The sequence below is a fragment of the Bacillus sp. MMSF_3328 genome (assembly GCF_030733525.1).
Classification (GTDB): Bacteria; Bacillota; Bacilli; order Bacillales; family Cytobacillaceae; genus Bacillus_AB; species Bacillus_AB infantis.
Genome location: NZ_JASHIV010000007.1, coordinates 216811 through 233607, shown reverse-complemented (window position 1 = coordinate 233607; position 16797 = coordinate 216811). Strand labels below are relative to the sequence as shown.

At 40.7% G+C, this 16797-nt stretch carries 18 protein-coding genes and 1 pseudogene; 11 read left to right on the top strand and 8 right to left on the bottom strand.

The annotated features are described in order from the left end of the window. Window positions 1-210: 210 nt before the first annotated feature. The 3 genes from RBB45_RS14445 to RBB45_RS14435 are packed head-to-tail and all read left to right on the top strand — an operon-like array spanning window position 211 to window position 3839. Window positions 211-1338: a tyrosine-type recombinase/integrase gene (locus RBB45_RS14445; RefSeq protein WP_251612862.1), complete on the top strand. Its 1128-nt coding sequence runs from the start codon at window positions 211-213 to the stop codon at window positions 1336-1338. 10 nt (window positions 1339-1348) lie between these two features. Next, entirely contained in the window at window positions 1349-3457 is a 2109-nt protein-coding gene (locus RBB45_RS14440; RefSeq protein ID WP_251612863.1) for a tyrosine-type recombinase/integrase, read from the top strand. Between the two features lies 1 nt (window position 3458). Beyond that, window positions 3459-3839, top strand: coding sequence for a DUF6262 family protein (locus tag RBB45_RS14435; RefSeq protein WP_061794226.1), 381 nt, complete (start codon window positions 3459-3461; stop codon window positions 3837-3839). Between the two features lie 97 nt (window positions 3840-3936). Here the strand turns inward: RBB45_RS14435 and RBB45_RS14430 are convergent, their stop codons facing one another. Then, window positions 3937-4797, bottom strand: coding sequence for an ATP-dependent DNA ligase (locus tag RBB45_RS14430; RefSeq protein WP_061794227.1), 861 nt, complete (start codon window positions 4795-4797; stop codon window positions 3937-3939). A gap of 239 nt (window positions 4798-5036) precedes the next feature. Between RBB45_RS14430 and RBB45_RS14425 the strand changes: the two genes are divergently transcribed. The 6 genes from RBB45_RS14425 to merA all read left to right on the top strand — a co-directional run bounded on the left by RBB45_RS14425 (window position 5037) and on the right by merA (window position 9093). Continuing rightward, a complete protein-coding gene (locus RBB45_RS14425; RefSeq protein WP_061794228.1) occupies window positions 5037-5765 on the top strand; it encodes an alkylmercury lyase family protein in 729 nt (242 codons plus the stop codon). A 78-nt stretch (window positions 5766-5843) separates the two neighbouring features. Further along, window positions 5844-6242 carry a mercury resistance transcriptional regulator MerR1 gene (gene merR1 / locus RBB45_RS14420; RefSeq protein WP_061794229.1) on the top strand — a complete coding sequence of 133 codons (399 nt, stop codon included), beginning with the start codon at window positions 5844-5846 and terminating at the stop codon, window positions 6240-6242. A gap of 14 nt (window positions 6243-6256) precedes the next feature. After that, entirely contained in the window at window positions 6257-6526 is a 270-nt protein-coding gene (locus RBB45_RS14415) for a hypothetical protein (RefSeq protein ID WP_061794230.1), read from the top strand. Then, complete coding sequence (gene merT / locus RBB45_RS14410) at window positions 6523-6825, top strand: mercuric transport protein MerT (RefSeq protein WP_061794231.1); 303 nt, start codon at window positions 6523-6525, stop codon at window positions 6823-6825. Before RBB45_RS14415 ends, merT begins: the two co-directional genes overlap by 4 nt. A gap of 16 nt (window positions 6826-6841) precedes the next feature. Continuing rightward, a complete protein-coding gene (gene merP / locus RBB45_RS14405; protein WP_061794232.1) occupies window positions 6842-7180 on the top strand; it encodes a mercury resistance system substrate-binding protein MerP in 339 nt (112 codons plus the stop codon). A gap of 254 nt (window positions 7181-7434) precedes the next feature. Further along, complete coding sequence (merA, locus tag RBB45_RS14400) at window positions 7435-9093, top strand: mercury(II) reductase (protein WP_353056667.1); 1659 nt, start codon at window positions 7435-7437, stop codon at window positions 9091-9093. 141 nt (window positions 9094-9234) lie between these two features. Here the strand turns inward: merA and RBB45_RS14395 are convergent. Further along, window positions 9235-9537, bottom strand: a pseudogene (locus RBB45_RS14395) (hypothetical protein); the annotation flags it as partial. A 338-nt stretch (window positions 9538-9875) separates the two neighbouring features. Further along, on the bottom strand, window positions 9876-10337 hold the full coding sequence (locus tag RBB45_RS14390) for a DIP1984 family protein (protein WP_148949936.1): 462 nt from the start codon (window positions 10335-10337) through the stop codon (window positions 9876-9878). A 291-nt stretch (window positions 10338-10628) separates the two neighbouring features. On the opposite strand from RBB45_RS14390, the gene RBB45_RS14385 reads away from it, so the two are divergent. Then, window positions 10629-11390, top strand: coding sequence for an SDR family oxidoreductase (locus tag RBB45_RS14385; protein WP_148949937.1), 762 nt, complete (start codon window positions 10629-10631; stop codon window positions 11388-11390). 358 nt (window positions 11391-11748) lie between these two features. On the opposite strand, the gene RBB45_RS14380 is transcribed toward RBB45_RS14385, so the two are convergent. Genes RBB45_RS14380 through RBB45_RS14370 form a run of 3 tightly spaced genes read right to left on the bottom strand, consistent with a single transcriptional unit; the run spans window position 11749 to window position 13536 of the window. Next, complete coding sequence (locus RBB45_RS14380; protein ID WP_129613172.1) at window positions 11749-12219, bottom strand: 2-thiouracil desulfurase family protein; 471 nt, start codon at window positions 12217-12219, stop codon at window positions 11749-11751. Window positions 12220-12233: 14 nt separating this feature from the next. After that, window positions 12234-12941, bottom strand: a complete 708-nt coding sequence (locus tag RBB45_RS14375; RefSeq protein WP_101548755.1) for a hypothetical protein — start codon at window positions 12939-12941, stop codon at window positions 12234-12236. A 43-nt stretch (window positions 12942-12984) separates the two neighbouring features. Further along, the gene (locus RBB45_RS14370; protein ID WP_148949939.1) at window positions 12985-13536 is read right to left on the bottom strand and encodes a GNAT family N-acetyltransferase; all 552 of its coding nucleotides are present in this window, start codon (window positions 13534-13536) and stop codon (window positions 12985-12987) included. A 147-nt stretch (window positions 13537-13683) separates the two neighbouring features. On the opposite strand from RBB45_RS14370, the gene RBB45_RS14365 reads away from it, so the two are divergent. After that, window positions 13684-14853, top strand: coding sequence for an acyltransferase family protein (locus RBB45_RS14365; RefSeq protein WP_129613171.1), 1170 nt, complete (start codon window positions 13684-13686; stop codon window positions 14851-14853). 73 nt (window positions 14854-14926) lie between these two features. On the opposite strand, the gene RBB45_RS14360 is transcribed toward RBB45_RS14365, so the two are convergent. Next, window positions 14927-15961: a DUF3231 family protein gene (locus RBB45_RS14360; protein ID WP_101548750.1), complete on the bottom strand. Its 1035-nt coding sequence runs from the start codon at window positions 15959-15961 to the stop codon at window positions 14927-14929. A gap of 123 nt (window positions 15962-16084) precedes the next feature. Continuing rightward, the gene (locus tag RBB45_RS14355) at window positions 16085-16483 is read right to left on the bottom strand and encodes a cytidine deaminase (protein WP_009794465.1); all 399 of its coding nucleotides are present in this window, start codon (window positions 16481-16483) and stop codon (window positions 16085-16087) included. Window positions 16484-16797 lie beyond the last annotated feature (314 nt).

Below are 16797 nucleotides of genomic sequence, written 5' to 3'. Positions count from 1 at the left end.
TTAACTATACTATAATAATTACAGGATGGAATGTTTAATATATAACGTTTTATCCTCTTTTTTATTCATAATATACTGTATATCTATACTAAATTAATTTAGTATATTATGTTTAATATTAATTTATTTTTCTGAGGGCGTAGCCCACAGCGGGAGGCGTCGTGAGGTCCTTAGACCGAGCGTTAACAAAACAGGAGGTGAACATTCTCTTTGAGGGTTCAAGAAGTTATCTTAGAAGGTTTAAGCAAGCGATACATGCTAATTGATCAACATGGATGCCCGGTACTACCTGTTATGAAGTATTTAAAGTATTTGGACATAACAGAGAAAAGTAGCAATACACAAAAAACTTATTGTTATGCTTTAAAGCACTACTTTGTATTTTTACACGACAATAACAAAGACTACAAAGCAGTTTGTTTAGATGATTTAGTAGAATTTATTGGATGGTTAAGGAATCCTTATCAAAACATTAAAGTATCACCAATACAGCCCAAAAAATCAAAAAAAACCGAAAAAACAATCAATCTAACAATTACAGTTATTTTAAACTTTTACGACTACCTATACCGTAATAACACTATTAGCAGCAATATGGTTGACCCTGCTTTTAAACAAGTTTTCTCAGGGGGGAGAAACAAATTTAAAGATTTTCTTTTCCACGTTAACAAAGGAAAGCCTGTTAACCGGAACATACTTAAATTAAAAGAACCGAAACAAAGACTTAGTGTTTTAGTAAAAGACGAAGTTCTACAACTTATTGAAGCAACGAAAAATATCCGGGATAAGTTGTTAATTCAATTATTATTTGAAACAGGATTACGTATCGGTGAGGTATTGTCTCTATTTTTGGAAGACTTTGTATTTGACCATATTAAAGGACATAGAATTCGGCTGGTGGATCGTGGGGAATTAGAAAATGGAGCAAAATTAAAAACTGGGGAAAGAGAAATTTATGTTTCTCAAGAATTAATGGATTTGTACGACGATTATTTATACGAGGTGCTAGATGAACTGGAATTACATAGCAATTTTGTCTTCATCAAAATTCGCGGTGCTAGTGTTGGAAAGCCTATGAATTACCAAGATGTTTCTTCATTATTTAAACGTTTGAGGAAAAAAACTGGTATTTTCAAAATTCACCCTCATTTACTTCGTCATACACACGCTACCATGTTTTACAAACAGACCAATGATCTTAAACAAGTGCAAGAACGTTTAGGTCACGCACATATTCAGACAACAGCAAATTTATATTTACATCCTTCAGAAGATGAAATTCGTGAGAATTGGGAAAAGGCAAAAAGTTCATTCATTATACAATCAACGGAGGCTTAAGTAATCGTATATGACAGAGCTGAACATTTTCAATTACACTACACAAGATTATAATAGTATTTTTCGAGAGCATATTTCTAAGGTTATTCAAGAAAACTTAGTAGAAGTTTCTCCCTTCAACCACATAGATGAAATCACTAACTATTTTGTAGATATGGACATATGGAACGTAAGGACTTTTGGGACAATCTCGAACTTTATCAATGATTTTCAGAAGTATAAGGGATTAAAAGTAAATATAAAATTTAAGACCAAAAATGAGAATATAAAATTAGAATTAAAATATTTTTGTATAAATAAGTTATTTTCTACCGAATGGGCTCTAGGTACTTTTATGGCCGGCACTTCTAATTACATGACAAACTTACAAACATTTATTGATGAAGAGTTTCCTAACATTAAATCAATACTATCAGTAGAATTTCCAGTCTTAAATGATAGATGGAGAGCGTGGTTAGAAAAAAATAATATCAAAACAATAAAGACTGAATTAAAAGAGGTATCAGACAAAGTTTATCAAATAAAATCTCCAATTTTTATGTTTTTGGGGCGATTTTATGAGGGTATTTCAACTGTTTTAGACGATCGGGATGAATGGGAAAAAGATATTTGGGACATTAGGATGTTAATAAAAAAATATGACATAGAGTATAATCCTAGTAAAAATGATTATTTGGTGAATTTTTCTACAATTGAAAACTCTTATTTTAGAGAAGCCGTGAAATCCTATTTTAAACAAAGAATTTTAGCGCAAAATAATTTTTCGTGGTCTACAGCTAGAACTTATGTGGGTTGGATAGGAAAATTTCTTAATTATATATCGCACATGGAACCTACTTGGAAAGATTTAAAACTGCTTTCGCGACAACATATTGAAGGCTATATTGAGTGGTTAAGTCAATATGTAAAAGGTCACACTAGAAAAGATGCAAACCCTAATAGATACAAGCGTCAATCACTTACAGCTGTAAATCAATTTATAAGAGACTTGCACTTTTATAACAACAGTCATATGGCTCCTACTTTACCTGTTGATCTATTAATTTTGCCAGGTGATAAACCAAGGAAAGTAAAAAAATCGCATGATACCATCGATTACATACCCCAGTTTGTATTGGAACAGTTATTTAAAAATATAGACCATCTACATAAAGAAGTTCAACCAGTTGTATGGCTTGCATTTAAAACAGGTTTAAGAATATCTGATGTGTTAGGTTTAAAGCAAAACTGTTTGGTTTTGCTAAATGGGAAATTCAGTATAGTAACCGATATAGAGAAAACATATGTAAAAGGCCACATGATTCCAATCGATGAAGAATTAGCAAATATAATGGCAGTTTTAATAGATAATGCAAAAAAACACAGCAACCAAAAGAATAATCCTGAAGACTTTATTTTTGTTCGATATAGGGGGAAAAGGAAAGGAAAAGCTTATGAACAAGGATGGGTTTCTGACCAGTTAAATCTCTTAGCTAGAAGAAAGATTATAACCGACGAAATTGGGAACCTATTTCATTTTAAAATGCATCAGTTTCGACATACCTTTGCAATAAAACTGTTAAATAGCGGTACCGATATTTTCACAGTGCAAGAGTTACTCGCCCACTCGTCACCGGAGATGACAATGGTATATGCTAAACTTTTAGATGAAACAAAGCGTAAAGCATATGAAAAGGCGGTTACTGACGGAGTTTTTAGTTTCGATTTAAACGGTAATATGTACGAAGTTAATAAAGATGAAGAGATACCGGAAGAAATAAAGGAAATGCTTTGGCTAAACCACAAGTTAACCGCAATTGACAATCCTTACGGATCCTGTAGAGCGAGATTAAATGGAAATTGCCCTTATGCAGAGGAACCCCCTTGCTTAACATGTAATGGTGGCAGCCCATGTAAGGACCTGGCAGTAGGCCTTTCAGAAATGGATGTAGCAAAATATGAAATTCACATTCAATCCACTTCTAAAATGGTTGAAGTAGCGAAACAATATGGGCGTGAAGAAATAGCACAAAAAAATCAGAAGAATTTAGAGAGACTACAGGATATTTATAATACGATTAAACAAGGAAATATAATATTTGGACGAATGGAAAGAATAAAACGTATGCAAGGAGTATAATATGGCAGCATATGACCGCAAGAAACACCTAAAGCAAATCCACGAAAGTCGAAAAGCCATTACCATAAGTAAAGTAGATGAGGCTATTAAAAGGCTCGTTAGAGCTAATCAAGCAATTAATTTTAATAGTGTAGCCAGTGAGGCCGGAGTGGCAAAGGCTACGCTATACAATAATGTGGCACTACGTGAGCGAATTGAAACACTACGTCAGCAGCAGATAAAGAGCCCTTCTGCAAAGCAGGTTAAGTCTGAAATGCATGAAAATAATAAAGACGCGATTATCGAATCGTTAAAGCGGAAAGTTAAGCGATTAGAGCATGAGAACAAGGATTTACGAGACCAATTAAAGGTAGCGTATGCAGAAGTCTACAAGAAGATATAAGCTGAGTGCCCCTTCTCTTTCTCGTTCCAATTAAATCCAAGGTGCAAAAGACACCTCTTATATTAAATAAAACGCCAGGTTTCCCCTGGCGTTTTATTTAATATAGAAACTTAACAAAGGAAGGTGTGCGTAACAGTCCTTTCCTCGTATAATTTCGGAATTTCAAACGACATCTAATAACTGGTTCCAGTTCAACCAACTTATCATCTTCTCGTGTAATCAGTTGTTTAGAAATAGCATAAAACGCCTGTCGTACCTGTGGTGTTGTCCCAAGTTCTAATGTCCCTATCGGACGAAAGTTTTCTCCCTCTTTCCGGGAACACACCCATCCAAATTCATCCTTCCGGTATCCAGTTATATAAACGTCTTCATACATCCAGTTGATCAATTTAAGCCAATGCTTACTTCTCTTACTGACATATTTACTGTTTTTATACTTACATACCATGCCTTCCAACTTCATCTGTTCGACTGCAGCAAATAAATCCGTACCCCGATCCTCAATATAGCTAATTTTCTTGTAAAAAGCATTTTCATGCATTACTTCATCCAAAATAGCCTTACGTTCTAAAAGAGGTATGGAGCGTAAGTCTGTTCCATCATAGTGCAGAATATCAAAAACGACATACTCAACCGGCAATTGCTTTTGCAATATTTTGATTTTGTCCGACTTTTTCGCAGAAAAGCGTTCCATTATCAGTTCAAAATCAATTGATCCAGTTTCAGGGTCTACACAAACGAGCTCTCCGTCTAGGATAACGTCAGTATCTACCGGCACATCAAGTAATTCGGGAAAGCGTTGCGTTATCTCGTTCTTATGCCGGGTCCACATGCGGGTCTGATCACCTACTTTACTAACAAGTAAGCGAATGCCGTCCATCTTTGGCTCAAAAATATAGTTTGTATCATAAAATGGCTGATCCGTTTTTTCTAATAACATTGGTGTAATAAATGACATGAAATCACCCAATATAATTTTAATGGGTCAATAGGTAAAAAGTCTATGGGAACTGTTGGGTGTTGATTTAAGCAACTTCTTTTTCATAACTGTTGTACAGTTCCCTCCATGTTTGCATAGAGGTAAGAGCAGAAAGTTCAAATAAAATTTCAAGAAATAATTATTGACCCTGTACCATAGTACGAGGTTTAAACTATAAAAGAATAATAACTTAAATACACAATAAAGGACGCAACAACATGAGCGAAAATCATATCAATGCTTCAATAAAGGACCAGGTGTTACAATCACTCGGTTTGCCAAAAGGAGGATTTGAGGAAAAAATCAGTAACCTGTCTCCTGCCGAAAACCTGATTCGTACAGATATCCTTCTTTCCATGGCAGAGGGAAAAATAGTCAATATCAATAATATAACCGCAATGGAGGAACAAGCCAAAATCGATATGAACTCTGCTCTTCAGCGTTTGAGGGAATTGGACCTAGTTCACTGGGACCACAAATCTGGAGATGTCACAGTGGCATATCCTTTCTCTGGAGTTCCCACCCCGCATCGAGTCACATTGGCTGGTATGGCACCATCTTATTCCATGTGTGCAATTGATGCTCTAGGCATTCCATCCATGTTTACGGATGCCGTGATTGAGTCTGAATGTGCATTTTGCGGTGAAAAGATCACCATCCATGTGAAAGACAACGTTCCCGTTACCAATCTTGGCACCGTTGTAGTAGGCTTGGGAACAATGGATACTGCCAACGCATGCTGCGATTCTTCTTGTGGACCGAGTGAGCCAATGTCCATTTCTGCCAGCTGTTGTCCAGCCATACAATTTTATTGCTCTGAGGAACATTGGCAAAAAGCGAATGCAAAAAATTCAACGATGGCGAAGGTCAAGCTGACTCTTATGGAAGCCTATGAGGTTGGTGCTGCTATATTTGGCGGCACGTTATCTGGATCTAATGCTGAGTAGAACTTCATGCAATGAAGTACAATATATATTGACCCTGTACCTAAGTACAGGGTGTATACTCTATCTGAGGTGAAATATATGCAATTTCGTATTGGAGAACTGGCTGACAAGTGCGGCGTTAACAAGGAGACAATTAGATATTATGAGCGTTTAGGCTTAATTCCAGAGCCTGTTCGAACCGAAAATGGCTACCGTACGTATTCTCAACAAACGGTAGATCGAGTGAATTTCATAAAAAGGATGCAGGAACTGGGCTTTACCTTAAATGAAATTGACAAATTATTAGGAGTTGTCGATCGTGATGAAGCAAAGTGCAGTGATATGTATGATTTCACTGTTCTTAAGATAGAGGACATTCAGCATAAAATTGAAGACCTCAAAAGAATTGAACAAATGCTGATGGACCTCAAAGAAAGATGTCCTGAAAACAAAGACATTTACGAATGTCCCATTATTGAAACGTTGATGAATAAATAAAGAGGTGAAACAAGATGAAAAAAACAATTAAAAGTACAGCTTGGTTACTTGTTGCACTAATTACATGCCCGTGTCACCTCTTTTTACTCCTTCCGTTGTTCGCAGGTACAGCTCTGGGATCCTATTTCATGGAATTTAAAGATGTAATTTTCATAGTGATGGGCCTGTTATTTGTTTTTGCCCTGTTCAAGGTTTGGAGAAAAGCTGATCCAGAAACAAAAAATGAGGCAAAGAAAGAAACAGCAATGCATGATTGTTGCAGTATGGAGAGGTTTAAATCATGAAGGAAAAAGTATCACAGTTAGCTACTGTATTTTCAGCTTTTGCTATGGCTGCATGCTGCCTGGGTCCAGTTATTTTCATACCTCTAGGACTAACTGGGTTTGCTGGAGCATTAGCTTTTTACTCACTAAAATATCGGTTAATGTTCAGCATTGTTACCATCATTCTTCTTGCTTACTCCTTTTATATGGTTTATGGGAGAAAGGGAAAAAGAAAAAGTTCTGTCCTTGGCTTATGGATCACGACGGTTTTCGTTTTCGGCATGTTTCTTTTTTTATTTCTAGTTGAAGGTGGAATTTAAAAATGAGGTGCTTTATATGAGGGTACAAATAATCAGGATTATGATGCTATTATCCCTTCTGTTACTGGTTACTGCGTGTAGCAATGAAAAAGAAGCACAAAATACTATAGATCCTCAGAAGGAAGAAAAAACTACAGTTGTAACAAATAAAACAGGGACATTCACCGTTTTGGGAATGGATTGTTGTCCACCTTCTGTTGTAAAAGATGTAATGGAACAGGTAGAGGGCGTTGGTAAATCGACCATTAAAGTCAGTGGAAGCACGGCAGAAGTAACGGTTTCCTTTGATGATAAGAAGACGGATTTACAGGCAATCAAGACAGCAGTTTCAGATTTCGGGCTTGGAATCGAGTAAAGGAGGAATTTGATATGAAAAGATATCGAGTAAACGTTCAAGGAATGACATGTACCGGTTGTGAAGAGCATGTAGCAATAGCGCTTAAGAACACCGGTGCTACGGGGGTTGAAGTCGATTTTCGTCGTGGTGAAGCTATATTTGAGCTTCCTAATGATGTGGAGGTTGAATCAGCAAAAAAGGCGATTGCTGACGCAAACTATCAACCGGGACAAGCAGAAGAAGTTCAAAAACCTGAAATGACCAGTAATTTAATGAGGAAGTATCGGATGAATGTTCAAGGAATGACCTGCACTGGTTGTGAACAACATGTAGCTGTCGCTCTTGAAAATATTGGTGCAAAGGGAATTAACACCGATTTTGGCCGTGGAGAAGCTGTATTTGAATTGCCGAATGATGTAAAGCTGGAAACAGCCAAAAAAGCAATTGCTGATGCAAAATATCAACCAGGAGAAGCAGAAGAAATACAAGCACAATCGCAAGAAAAGCCAGATGTAAGCTTAGGTGATGAAGGTAATTACGACTATGACTACATCATTATTGGCTCAGGTGGGGCTTCCTTTTCTTCTGCCATTGAAGCCGTAAAATATGACGCAAAAGTGGCGATCATCGAACGTGGAACAGTAGGTGGAACTTGCGTGAACATCGGCTGTGTTCCGTCAAAAACACTGTTAAGAGCTGGTGAAATCAATCATATAGCAAGAAACAATCCATTTGTGGGATTGCACACTTCAGCCGATAATGTGGATTTGGCACCATTGATAAAGCAGAAAAACGAGCTGGTGACGAATCTTCGAAATGCAAAGTATGTGGATTTAATTGATGACTATGGATTTGAGTTAATCAAAGGCGAAGCGAAATTCGTGGACGAAAAAACCGTTGAAGTGAATGGCATGAAGTTATCTGCCAAACGATTCTTAATCGCGACAGGTGCTTCCCCAGCCATGCCAAATATTTCCGGACTAGATGAGGTCGATTATTTAACAAGCACCACGCTGCTTGAATTAAAGAAGGTTCCAAAGCGTCTTACCGTCATCGGCTCCGGCTATATCGGCATGGAATTAGGGCAACTATTCCACAATCTTGGCTCAGAAGTCACATTGATGCAAAGAAGCCCGCGTCTGTTAAAGGAATACGATCCTGAAATCTCAGAAGCCATTACACAAGCCTTAACAGAACAAGGGGTCAATTTAGTGAAAGGAGCATCCTTTGAACGAATCGAACAAGATGGGGACGTTAAAAAGGTTCATGTCGAGGTTAATGGAAAGAAGCGAATCATTGAAGCAGATCAATTGCTGGTAGCCACAGGAAGAACACCGAACACCGCAACTTTGAATTTACAGGCAGCAGGTGTAACAGTAGGCTCTCGTGGCGAAATCGTGATTGATGAGTATTCTAGAACGACGAATGCACGCATTTATGCAGCAGGAGATGTGACGCTTGGTCCTCAATTTGTTTATGTGGCAGCTTATGAAGGTGGAATGGCTGCGAAAAATGCCATCGGAGGACTGAACAAAAAGCTGAATTTAGAGGTTGTTCCTGGGGTTACGTTCACTGCTCCAGCAATAGCAACGGTTGGTTTGACGGAGCAACAGGCAAAAGAAAAAGGATATGAAGTGAAAACATCCGTCTTACCGTTAGATGCCGTTCCAAGAGCCTTGGTTAATCGGGAAACAACAGGCGTGTTTAAACTGGTGGCGGATGCGAAAACACTAAAAGTGTTAGGGGCTCATGTTGTAGCTGAAAACGCAGGAGACGTGATTTATGCGGCAACACTGGCTGTCAAATTCGGTTTAACTGTAGAGGATCTCCGTGAAACGATGGCTCCATATTTAACAATGGCCGAAGGATTGAAGCTGGCTGCCCTTACGTTTGATAAAGATGTGTCAAAATTATCTTGTTGTGCTGGTTAAAGCTCCTTTTTAGGAGCTTTTTTATTATTACTTTTTCATTTAAGTGAGCGACGTTAAACTGTTCAACATATTATTCATGACCAATATATTTAACACCTAGTTATTATTAAGTTTTTTTAAATTTAGTCTTGATAAGATGGTATAGACGGGGATATATATCAGCAGCCACCTTACTTCCAAAATTTCTTTTGCCCTTTCAATTTCTCCTTGAAAAGAATATACCATTGCTAAATTGAGCTTCGATTTAATATTTACGACTACTTCCCAAATGAATAGCACAAATCCCCGAAGATATTTTGATAAAAGAAGATGGCCAAAACCCGGAAAGGCAGCGCTCCACCAGGCAATGATATAGGGATTTTGCAGATGGATCTGTGTGGTTCCCAGGATGCTCACATGCGCTCTGTACCTTCGGGCTGTATTGTCATTCGTATAGTTATTCATAGCCTTCCACCTTAACTGTATCTATTGTATTATCCTTCCTCCCATTACTTCTTTTATCCAGACCGCTCTGTAAAAATAAAAAGGGCACCGATCCTTTCAGATCAGCGCCCATGCGAAATTTTGCTATTTTCCCCTATCCGCCCTCACGAAACGAGAATCAATGCCCGGTTGTTAGGTGTTATCTGTAAATGGTTCTGAGGTTACAATACTGGGTATGAGCTGTGAATGAGGAGTTGAACCTCAGGGCCACCCCGAACCCCGACCATTAAGTGCAGCTTGACCCTGCTGCAGGGTTTGGCATTCGCCTTCCCGTACGCTACCAACTTCCATAGCAATAATCAGCGTTCCATCAATTCTGTTTTCCAGTTCAATTCCTGAATCCTTACATCCAGGGTCCTGTATCTCTGGGATAATTCATCCACAAACTTTTGGGTTTCTTTCACATCAATCATTGAAACATATTTGATTTCCGACCGTGAATAGCGGTCATGCCGGATGGTTGCCTGCCCCAGCAGGTCGCTGTAAATCGTTCGTTCCTGCCCGATCAGATCCCTGCTTGTGAGTGCGTCAGCGAGCGACTGCGACTGATCATAAAGGGTATGGATATTGGTGCGGTTAATGTTTTGAATCAGGCTTTTTAGTTTTACCAGGATCTCTGTCAATTCTTCCATTAACACCTGAGGCTCCTCATTCGGAAGATCCCCCTCCTGGACTCTCGCATTCTGGCTCAGCCGGTTCCTTAATTGCTCGACCCTCTTCTGGTAATCCGAACGTAAAATCAAGGCCTCTGCTAATTTCATAAATGACCCTCCCATTGTTTATACTATTATAGTTTCGATTCTTTCCGGCAAATTCCTGCCGGGTAAAACAGTTTGCTGGCTTGTACTGCTTCCAGAGCCTTATGATGATCTTGCAGAAGCCTGCTGAACCTTTCTTCGAAGGGGTATACAGTAATTGTGGATATCGCTTTATTGCGGGCAAATTCCAGAAATCGGGTTGTGGATATCTTAATTATCAACAATCATAGTGGGGATATCGCCAGTTTTATGTGGATAGCGGGTATCATCAATCGAATGAGAAGAGGTGCAAGAATGAAACTTACAGGAAATACCATACTGATCACAGGCGGCGGCGCAGGAATCGGGCTGGCTTTTACTGAGCGCTTTATTGCTGCCGGCAATACTGTCATTGTCTGCGGCCGGCGGGAAAGTGTCCTGCAGGAAGCTAAGGAGAAATTCCCTGGACTGATTATAAGAGTTTGTGATTTGGCTGTGGAATCAGAGCGATCGGCCTTGTTTGACTGGGTGGAGGAAAATCATCCTGAGGTAAATGTACTGGTGAACAATGCCGGGATTCAGCAGCGCTTTAATGTGCTGAAAGCAGATGCGAAGAAGGACTGGGGCTATTTTAACAAAGAAATCACTACAAATATTGAGGCGCCTTTCCACCTTTCAATGCTGTTCGCTCCATTCCTGGCAAAGAAAACGGAAGCGGCCATCATCAACGTGACTTCCGGGCTGGCGTTTACGCCGCTCGTCATTGCGCCAATCTATTCCGCTACGAAAGCAGCGTTCCATTCCTTTACCGTCAGCCTGCGCCACCAGCTTTCCGGAACACCAGTGGAAGTGATTGAAATCGCTCCTCCTGCAGTCAACACGGACTTAGGCGGTGCCGGACTCCATACCCAGGGCGAACCTTTGAATGAATTCGCAGATGGAATTTTTAAAGGACTGGCGGAGGGCAAAGAAGAAATCGGCTATGGCTCTTCTGTCGAACGTCTGCGTATGTCCCGGGATGAACTGGATGCACATACTGCGAAGATGTACCAGGCTATGAAACACACTATCGAATAGGTCTTTTCCCGCTTAATATCTCAATGGAGGGCTCAGTGCCGGGCCCTCTTCACTTTTCTTGCATCAATGGCAGGAAAAACTGCATAAAAAAACTGCTATTTTCTAGCAGTAATTGTTAACGCCCTGCGGAGTAAAAGTATGTCCTGGTGAATGCTTTTCCTTACTTGGTCATCGCTGCATAGCATAAGTTCATCTCTTAAACGTCCAAGCTCTCTGCTGATTAGTAAGTGTTCCGCCTTACTAAGCATAGTGAATCGCTCCTTTTTACATAGGAAGGACACTATGTCTGTACAAGGTTAACACTATTTGTTTCCCTTTACAATAACAGGGATACCACATAAAATTACAGTCTATTGATTTATAGCTGAAAAGCTTCAAGCAGCTCTTCCAGCTCTTTTTCTGAAACTACTCTTATGCCATTCCTTTTCAGCAGGGCAGATGTCACCCCTTCCCCTGCCACTTTCCCTCCTGTAAATTCTCCGTTGTAAATGACACTGCTGCCGCATGAGGGGCTGAATTCTTTTAACACGACTGTACTTACCTGCAGCTCTTCCGCTTTTTTAAGGGCCGCATAGGCGCCATTTATGTATAATTCAGTTACATCCCTGCCTGATTTTTCGATGACCCTTGCCGTGCCGTCCAGGACATCGCCTCCATCGCCGCCTGTAATTTCTGCAGGCTCCCGTGGCACGGGAAATCCCCCAAGCAGTTCGGGGCAGATGGATACGGCTTTATTCTGATCAATCAATTGCCTGATCTTCTCATGCAGGCAATGAGTGCCGTTGTATCTTACTTCCAGCCCCGCCAGGCACGAACTGACTAATAACAAAACAACCAACTCCATTATTTATTTTTAAAAAAGTATGAATGAAGGATTAAAGCCACAATGGCTTCTGGGCTGCTGCCTTCATGGGGAGCAATCACAAAGACGCTGCTTAAAAGATGATGCCGCTTCAAAGTTCCGCACTGTTCTCCTTCCCGCGTCAGCGAGATTGCGGACGATATCGTTGCTGCAGAGGAAAGATAGGTGTCATCATTGATCGTATACTGGATGGCTTCTTTTAAGGATGCCGTATTTTTCATATTAATGAGTGTACGGGCTTCGCCAATCCTTTCCCCATTTTTAAAGATGCTCCAATGTTCCTGGCTGGTCAGCCATTTCTTGCGGTGCCACCGCACATCATAGAGATCCTGGCCAATCTGGATCTCGAGGCATAGATACCAGTTAAATCCAATAATATCGCCAAAGGCATATTGCCATTTGTGCGGAAAATAGCGCCTCACATAACCCCGAAGCTCATCTCCTTTAAAAAGCGGCTTCCGGATGAGGAGCGTTTTTTGGATATTATAGTAGGACCACCCGTGAATATTTTTAGGCTGATAAGTCCGTTCTTTCTCCGCCAGCTTCCTGCTGATGATATAAACAGCAAGAGCTGCTGCAGGAAGCAGAAAAATGAGTGTAAACTGCATCGGTTCAAAGGCGCCGTAAACCAGCCAGCGGGCAAGCACTGCAAGCAGCATTAATACAAAAAGCAGGAGCATTTCTATCATCTGATCACCTCAATACTAGTACGGACAGCCCTTATAAAGGTTCCTATTTATCTGCTGGGTTTATAAGTCCATAACACACGAGGCTCTCATACCGGCCTTCCTTCCGTACATGGTCAGCGAGAATTCCTTCTTCCTTCATGCCGAGCTTCTCCATGACCCGCCCTGAAGCCGGGTTGGACTGGAAATAGCGGGCGAACACTTTGTGGTACTTCTTTTCTTCAAATGCAAATCTGATGACTGCCTCTGCTGCCTCGGTGGCATAGCCTTTTCCCCAATATTCCTCACCTATCCAGTAAGCCAGCTCGCCATGGCGGAAATTTTGGTTGTTGGATAGGGCAATCGCACCGTACAGCTTACCGGTTTCCCTATCCGTCACTGCCAGTTCATAGGATCGGTCACTGCTGAAATTATTAAGATGATTCTCCATCCAGGAAAGGGCGTCATTTACTACATAGGGATAGGGCAGGTACAAAGTACTTTTATAAAGATTATAGTTGTCGCAGAGCCTGGCGACTGTTTCTGCATCGGAAACCTGGAACAATCTAAGCAGCAGCCGGTCTGTGGATATGGTTTTATTGACATGGTCATAAATCATCTGCAAACCTCCGTATTTTTTGTAATAATATACTATATTTGTAAATATTAATATACACTGAATAAAGGCAAGTAATCTATTGAAATATTGATATAGAACCGGCTGTGAGATACATAGCCGCACTGAACATATCTTGGGGGGAACTATATGGTACTGCCGGGGCAGGAGAAAAGCAGACATTATGATTTAGATTGGATTAAGGTATTAGCGATGCTGGCTGTATTTCTCTACCATTGTTCGATGTTCTTTAACTCATTTGAATGGCATGTAAAGAACGACGAAATCAATAGAACCTACATAGAACTGTTTTCCTTGGCTGTCGGCAATTGGATCATGCCTGTCTTTTTTGCCATTTCCGGAATCAGCACCTATCACGCTTTGAAAAAGCGCCACTCCGGAGCATTTTTGAAGGAAAGGGCGGCCCGCCTTGGCATTCCGCTGCTTTTGGGCATTTTTATCCTCTCACCTCCTCAAGTTTATATAGAGAGGCTGACCGGCAAACAGTTTGAAGGCTCTTTCTTTCAATTCTTCCCCCATTATTTTGATGGTCTGTATTTGGAAATCGGCGGAAGTGGAAACTTTGCCTTTTTCGGCCATCATCTGTGGTACCTATTGATGCTCCTGATTTTTTCAGCCCTAACTCTGCCTTTCTTCCTAAATGAGAGGCAGAGACAGCATATTCAAAATGGTTCCTTTGCCATTTCCCATTACTTGTTTTTGCCCCTGCCTTTAACAGTGGCAGCTCTATGGGCGAATGATATCTTAAATTTGGCTAGCTGGGGGATTTTGTTTTACTTGCTGCTGTACGCTTATGGCTATTATTTTTTTGCCCGGGAGTCATTCAGAAGTTTTGCACGAAATAGCGGCAAGCTTACAGGTACAATCAGTGCAGTCAGCTTAGCAGCCTATATTTTATGGGTATTCATGTCAGGCTTTCCCGCTTATGGGACTGCTGCCTTTTATATCTTCACTGTTATTCGCGTTCTTTTAGTATGGAATGTCCTGCTGTTCATTTTTTTCCTGGGGGATAGGCATTTGAATACTTCCACTCCAGCACTATCTTATGCGAGTGAAGCGGCCATGCCTTTTTACATTCTTCATCAGCCTGTCATAATCGTTTCAGGCTTCTGGATTGCTCATTTAGATTGGAGTATTCCTTTTAAGTTTGTTTTTCTTGCAACGGCTGCATTTGCAGTAATTATGATTTTTCATCATGCAGCAATACGCAGGTACAATGGACTGAGAGTTGTATTTGGCTTAAGAAGACAGCATAAACTGGCAGTGCCTCAAGAAACGAATGTGGATAGAGTTGTATAGCAAGATTAGAAAACAGCCGAGCTTAGCTGCGGCTGTTTTCTAGTGCCTCCCGTATAGAAGCTGACTGATTTAACTATTTGGAAGCCAGGTTCTGCCTCTCCGCTGCTTCGGGGGGTTTTTCCATCCAGCCATTCTCCATCATAATATCCGATGCTTCAGTGACAAATTGAGTGATATTCATTAGGGATTTTGAATATAAGAGTCCGATATCATGCCTGCCATTTACAGCCAGTGAATTGCCGAATGCCCTGATCTTCATGGAAAACATGTCCATCTTATGGAAAAGCATGAGTTTATCAGAAAATGGCGCAAAGGTAGAGTCTGTGACCAGGTCGTCCAGGAAGGTTGGCGAAGGCAAGTTTTCATCATGCAGCTTTTGCATATACCGCACCAGGTTGCTATGCGTCATGCTGGCCCCTTTTTGAAAAAGCTGCCGGATCTTCTCGTTTTTCGCTGTCTGGGCAAAGGCCATAATAAAGGCTTTGCTTGTGACATTGTTTTCAATATTGTCGTATAAATGGGCAATTTCCAGGGCGTGAAGCGGCCTGACCCGCCCAAGGAAGCCGTTTAGGAAATCCTTTTGGGCATAGTCCACTTTTTTGGGCACCGGGATGAATGGAGGCTTGATGATCAAGCCTTTTTTCATCAGAATCTCTTTGATCTGATCCATTAAATCCAATGTTGCTTGCGTGCAATACCTGAAAAATTCTACAATATCCTTCCGGAAGACAATCGGATAGCCTACACTGTATATGCTTATTCCCGCTTTCGCTGCATATTTTAAGTAATGGACGTAAAAATCATCGTGGAATAAACGGGGCGCTTCTAAATTGACATCATTTTCATTAAAGCCATCTGGTATAGGGAAATTAGCTTCTTTTAAGAGTCCCTCTGTTGCAGTCAGGAATTCCGTACATAATTTAGAGGCATTCTCCAATAAGGCTTTAATATCATGATCATCCACATGGTGCAAATAGTATGCCAGGATGCATTTTGACATGCTGTTTCCCATATAGGTAGCCCAGAGCTTTCCCATCTCTGCTGATGTTAATGGCTCCTTCGGGCGGGTTTTATTTGTTCCTGCTTTAATCGGCTTGATCGTATTCATGATTGATCTCCTTCATCCGCTTTATTGTATTAGTATCATCCTCCCGGCTGAAAGGTATTCTCTGTATATATGCATAGAAAAAGCCTGCTTCGAGTGTATCGAAGCAGGCTCATATAATTGATCTTACATTTCCAGATCAGTAAAAGCGTAAGGCAATAGCTCTTTCAGAGGCAGTTCCAGTATATCTTTCTTTTCGTTCGTTAAGTAAACAGGCATATCCGGTGAGCAGAATTCTGCCAGCACCTGCCTGCAGATGCTGCAAGGCGGAAGGAAGTCAGCCGTGTTCCCGGAAACCGCGATTGCCTGGAAGTCTCCTTTTTTATAGCCATTTGCAATAGCAGTGAAAATGGCTGTCCTTTCAGCGCAATTCGTCGCCCCAAGGGAAACATTCTCTACGTTCACTCCGCTGATAACGGTTCCATCTTTCAGCAGCAAAGCTGCTCCTACAGGAAAATTGGAATACGGTGCATACGCAGCCTGTTTTACAGCGCGTGCACTTTCCATTAATTTTTCTTTATCCATCACAATCCATCCCCTCACATAAGAATGAACCTTTCACAGTCCCCTAACGCCAATTTTTAGTTGGCAGGACTTCTTATATTATATTTCCGGGAAAAGTTTGTCAATACAGAATAATAAATTTAAATTAGATTCCCATTCTCTTTTCAGCAGAGAGAAGCAATAATCACCACAAGTACCTTCACAGTGACCTGGATGCCAATGTATTTATTCTAAAAGGGGGCCACCCCCTTCCCAGAGGCTGCCTTGTTCAAAACAAACCAGGATGAATACATCCCCCTCTTCCTTGGGATAGTAACAGTAATAATTACACAGCC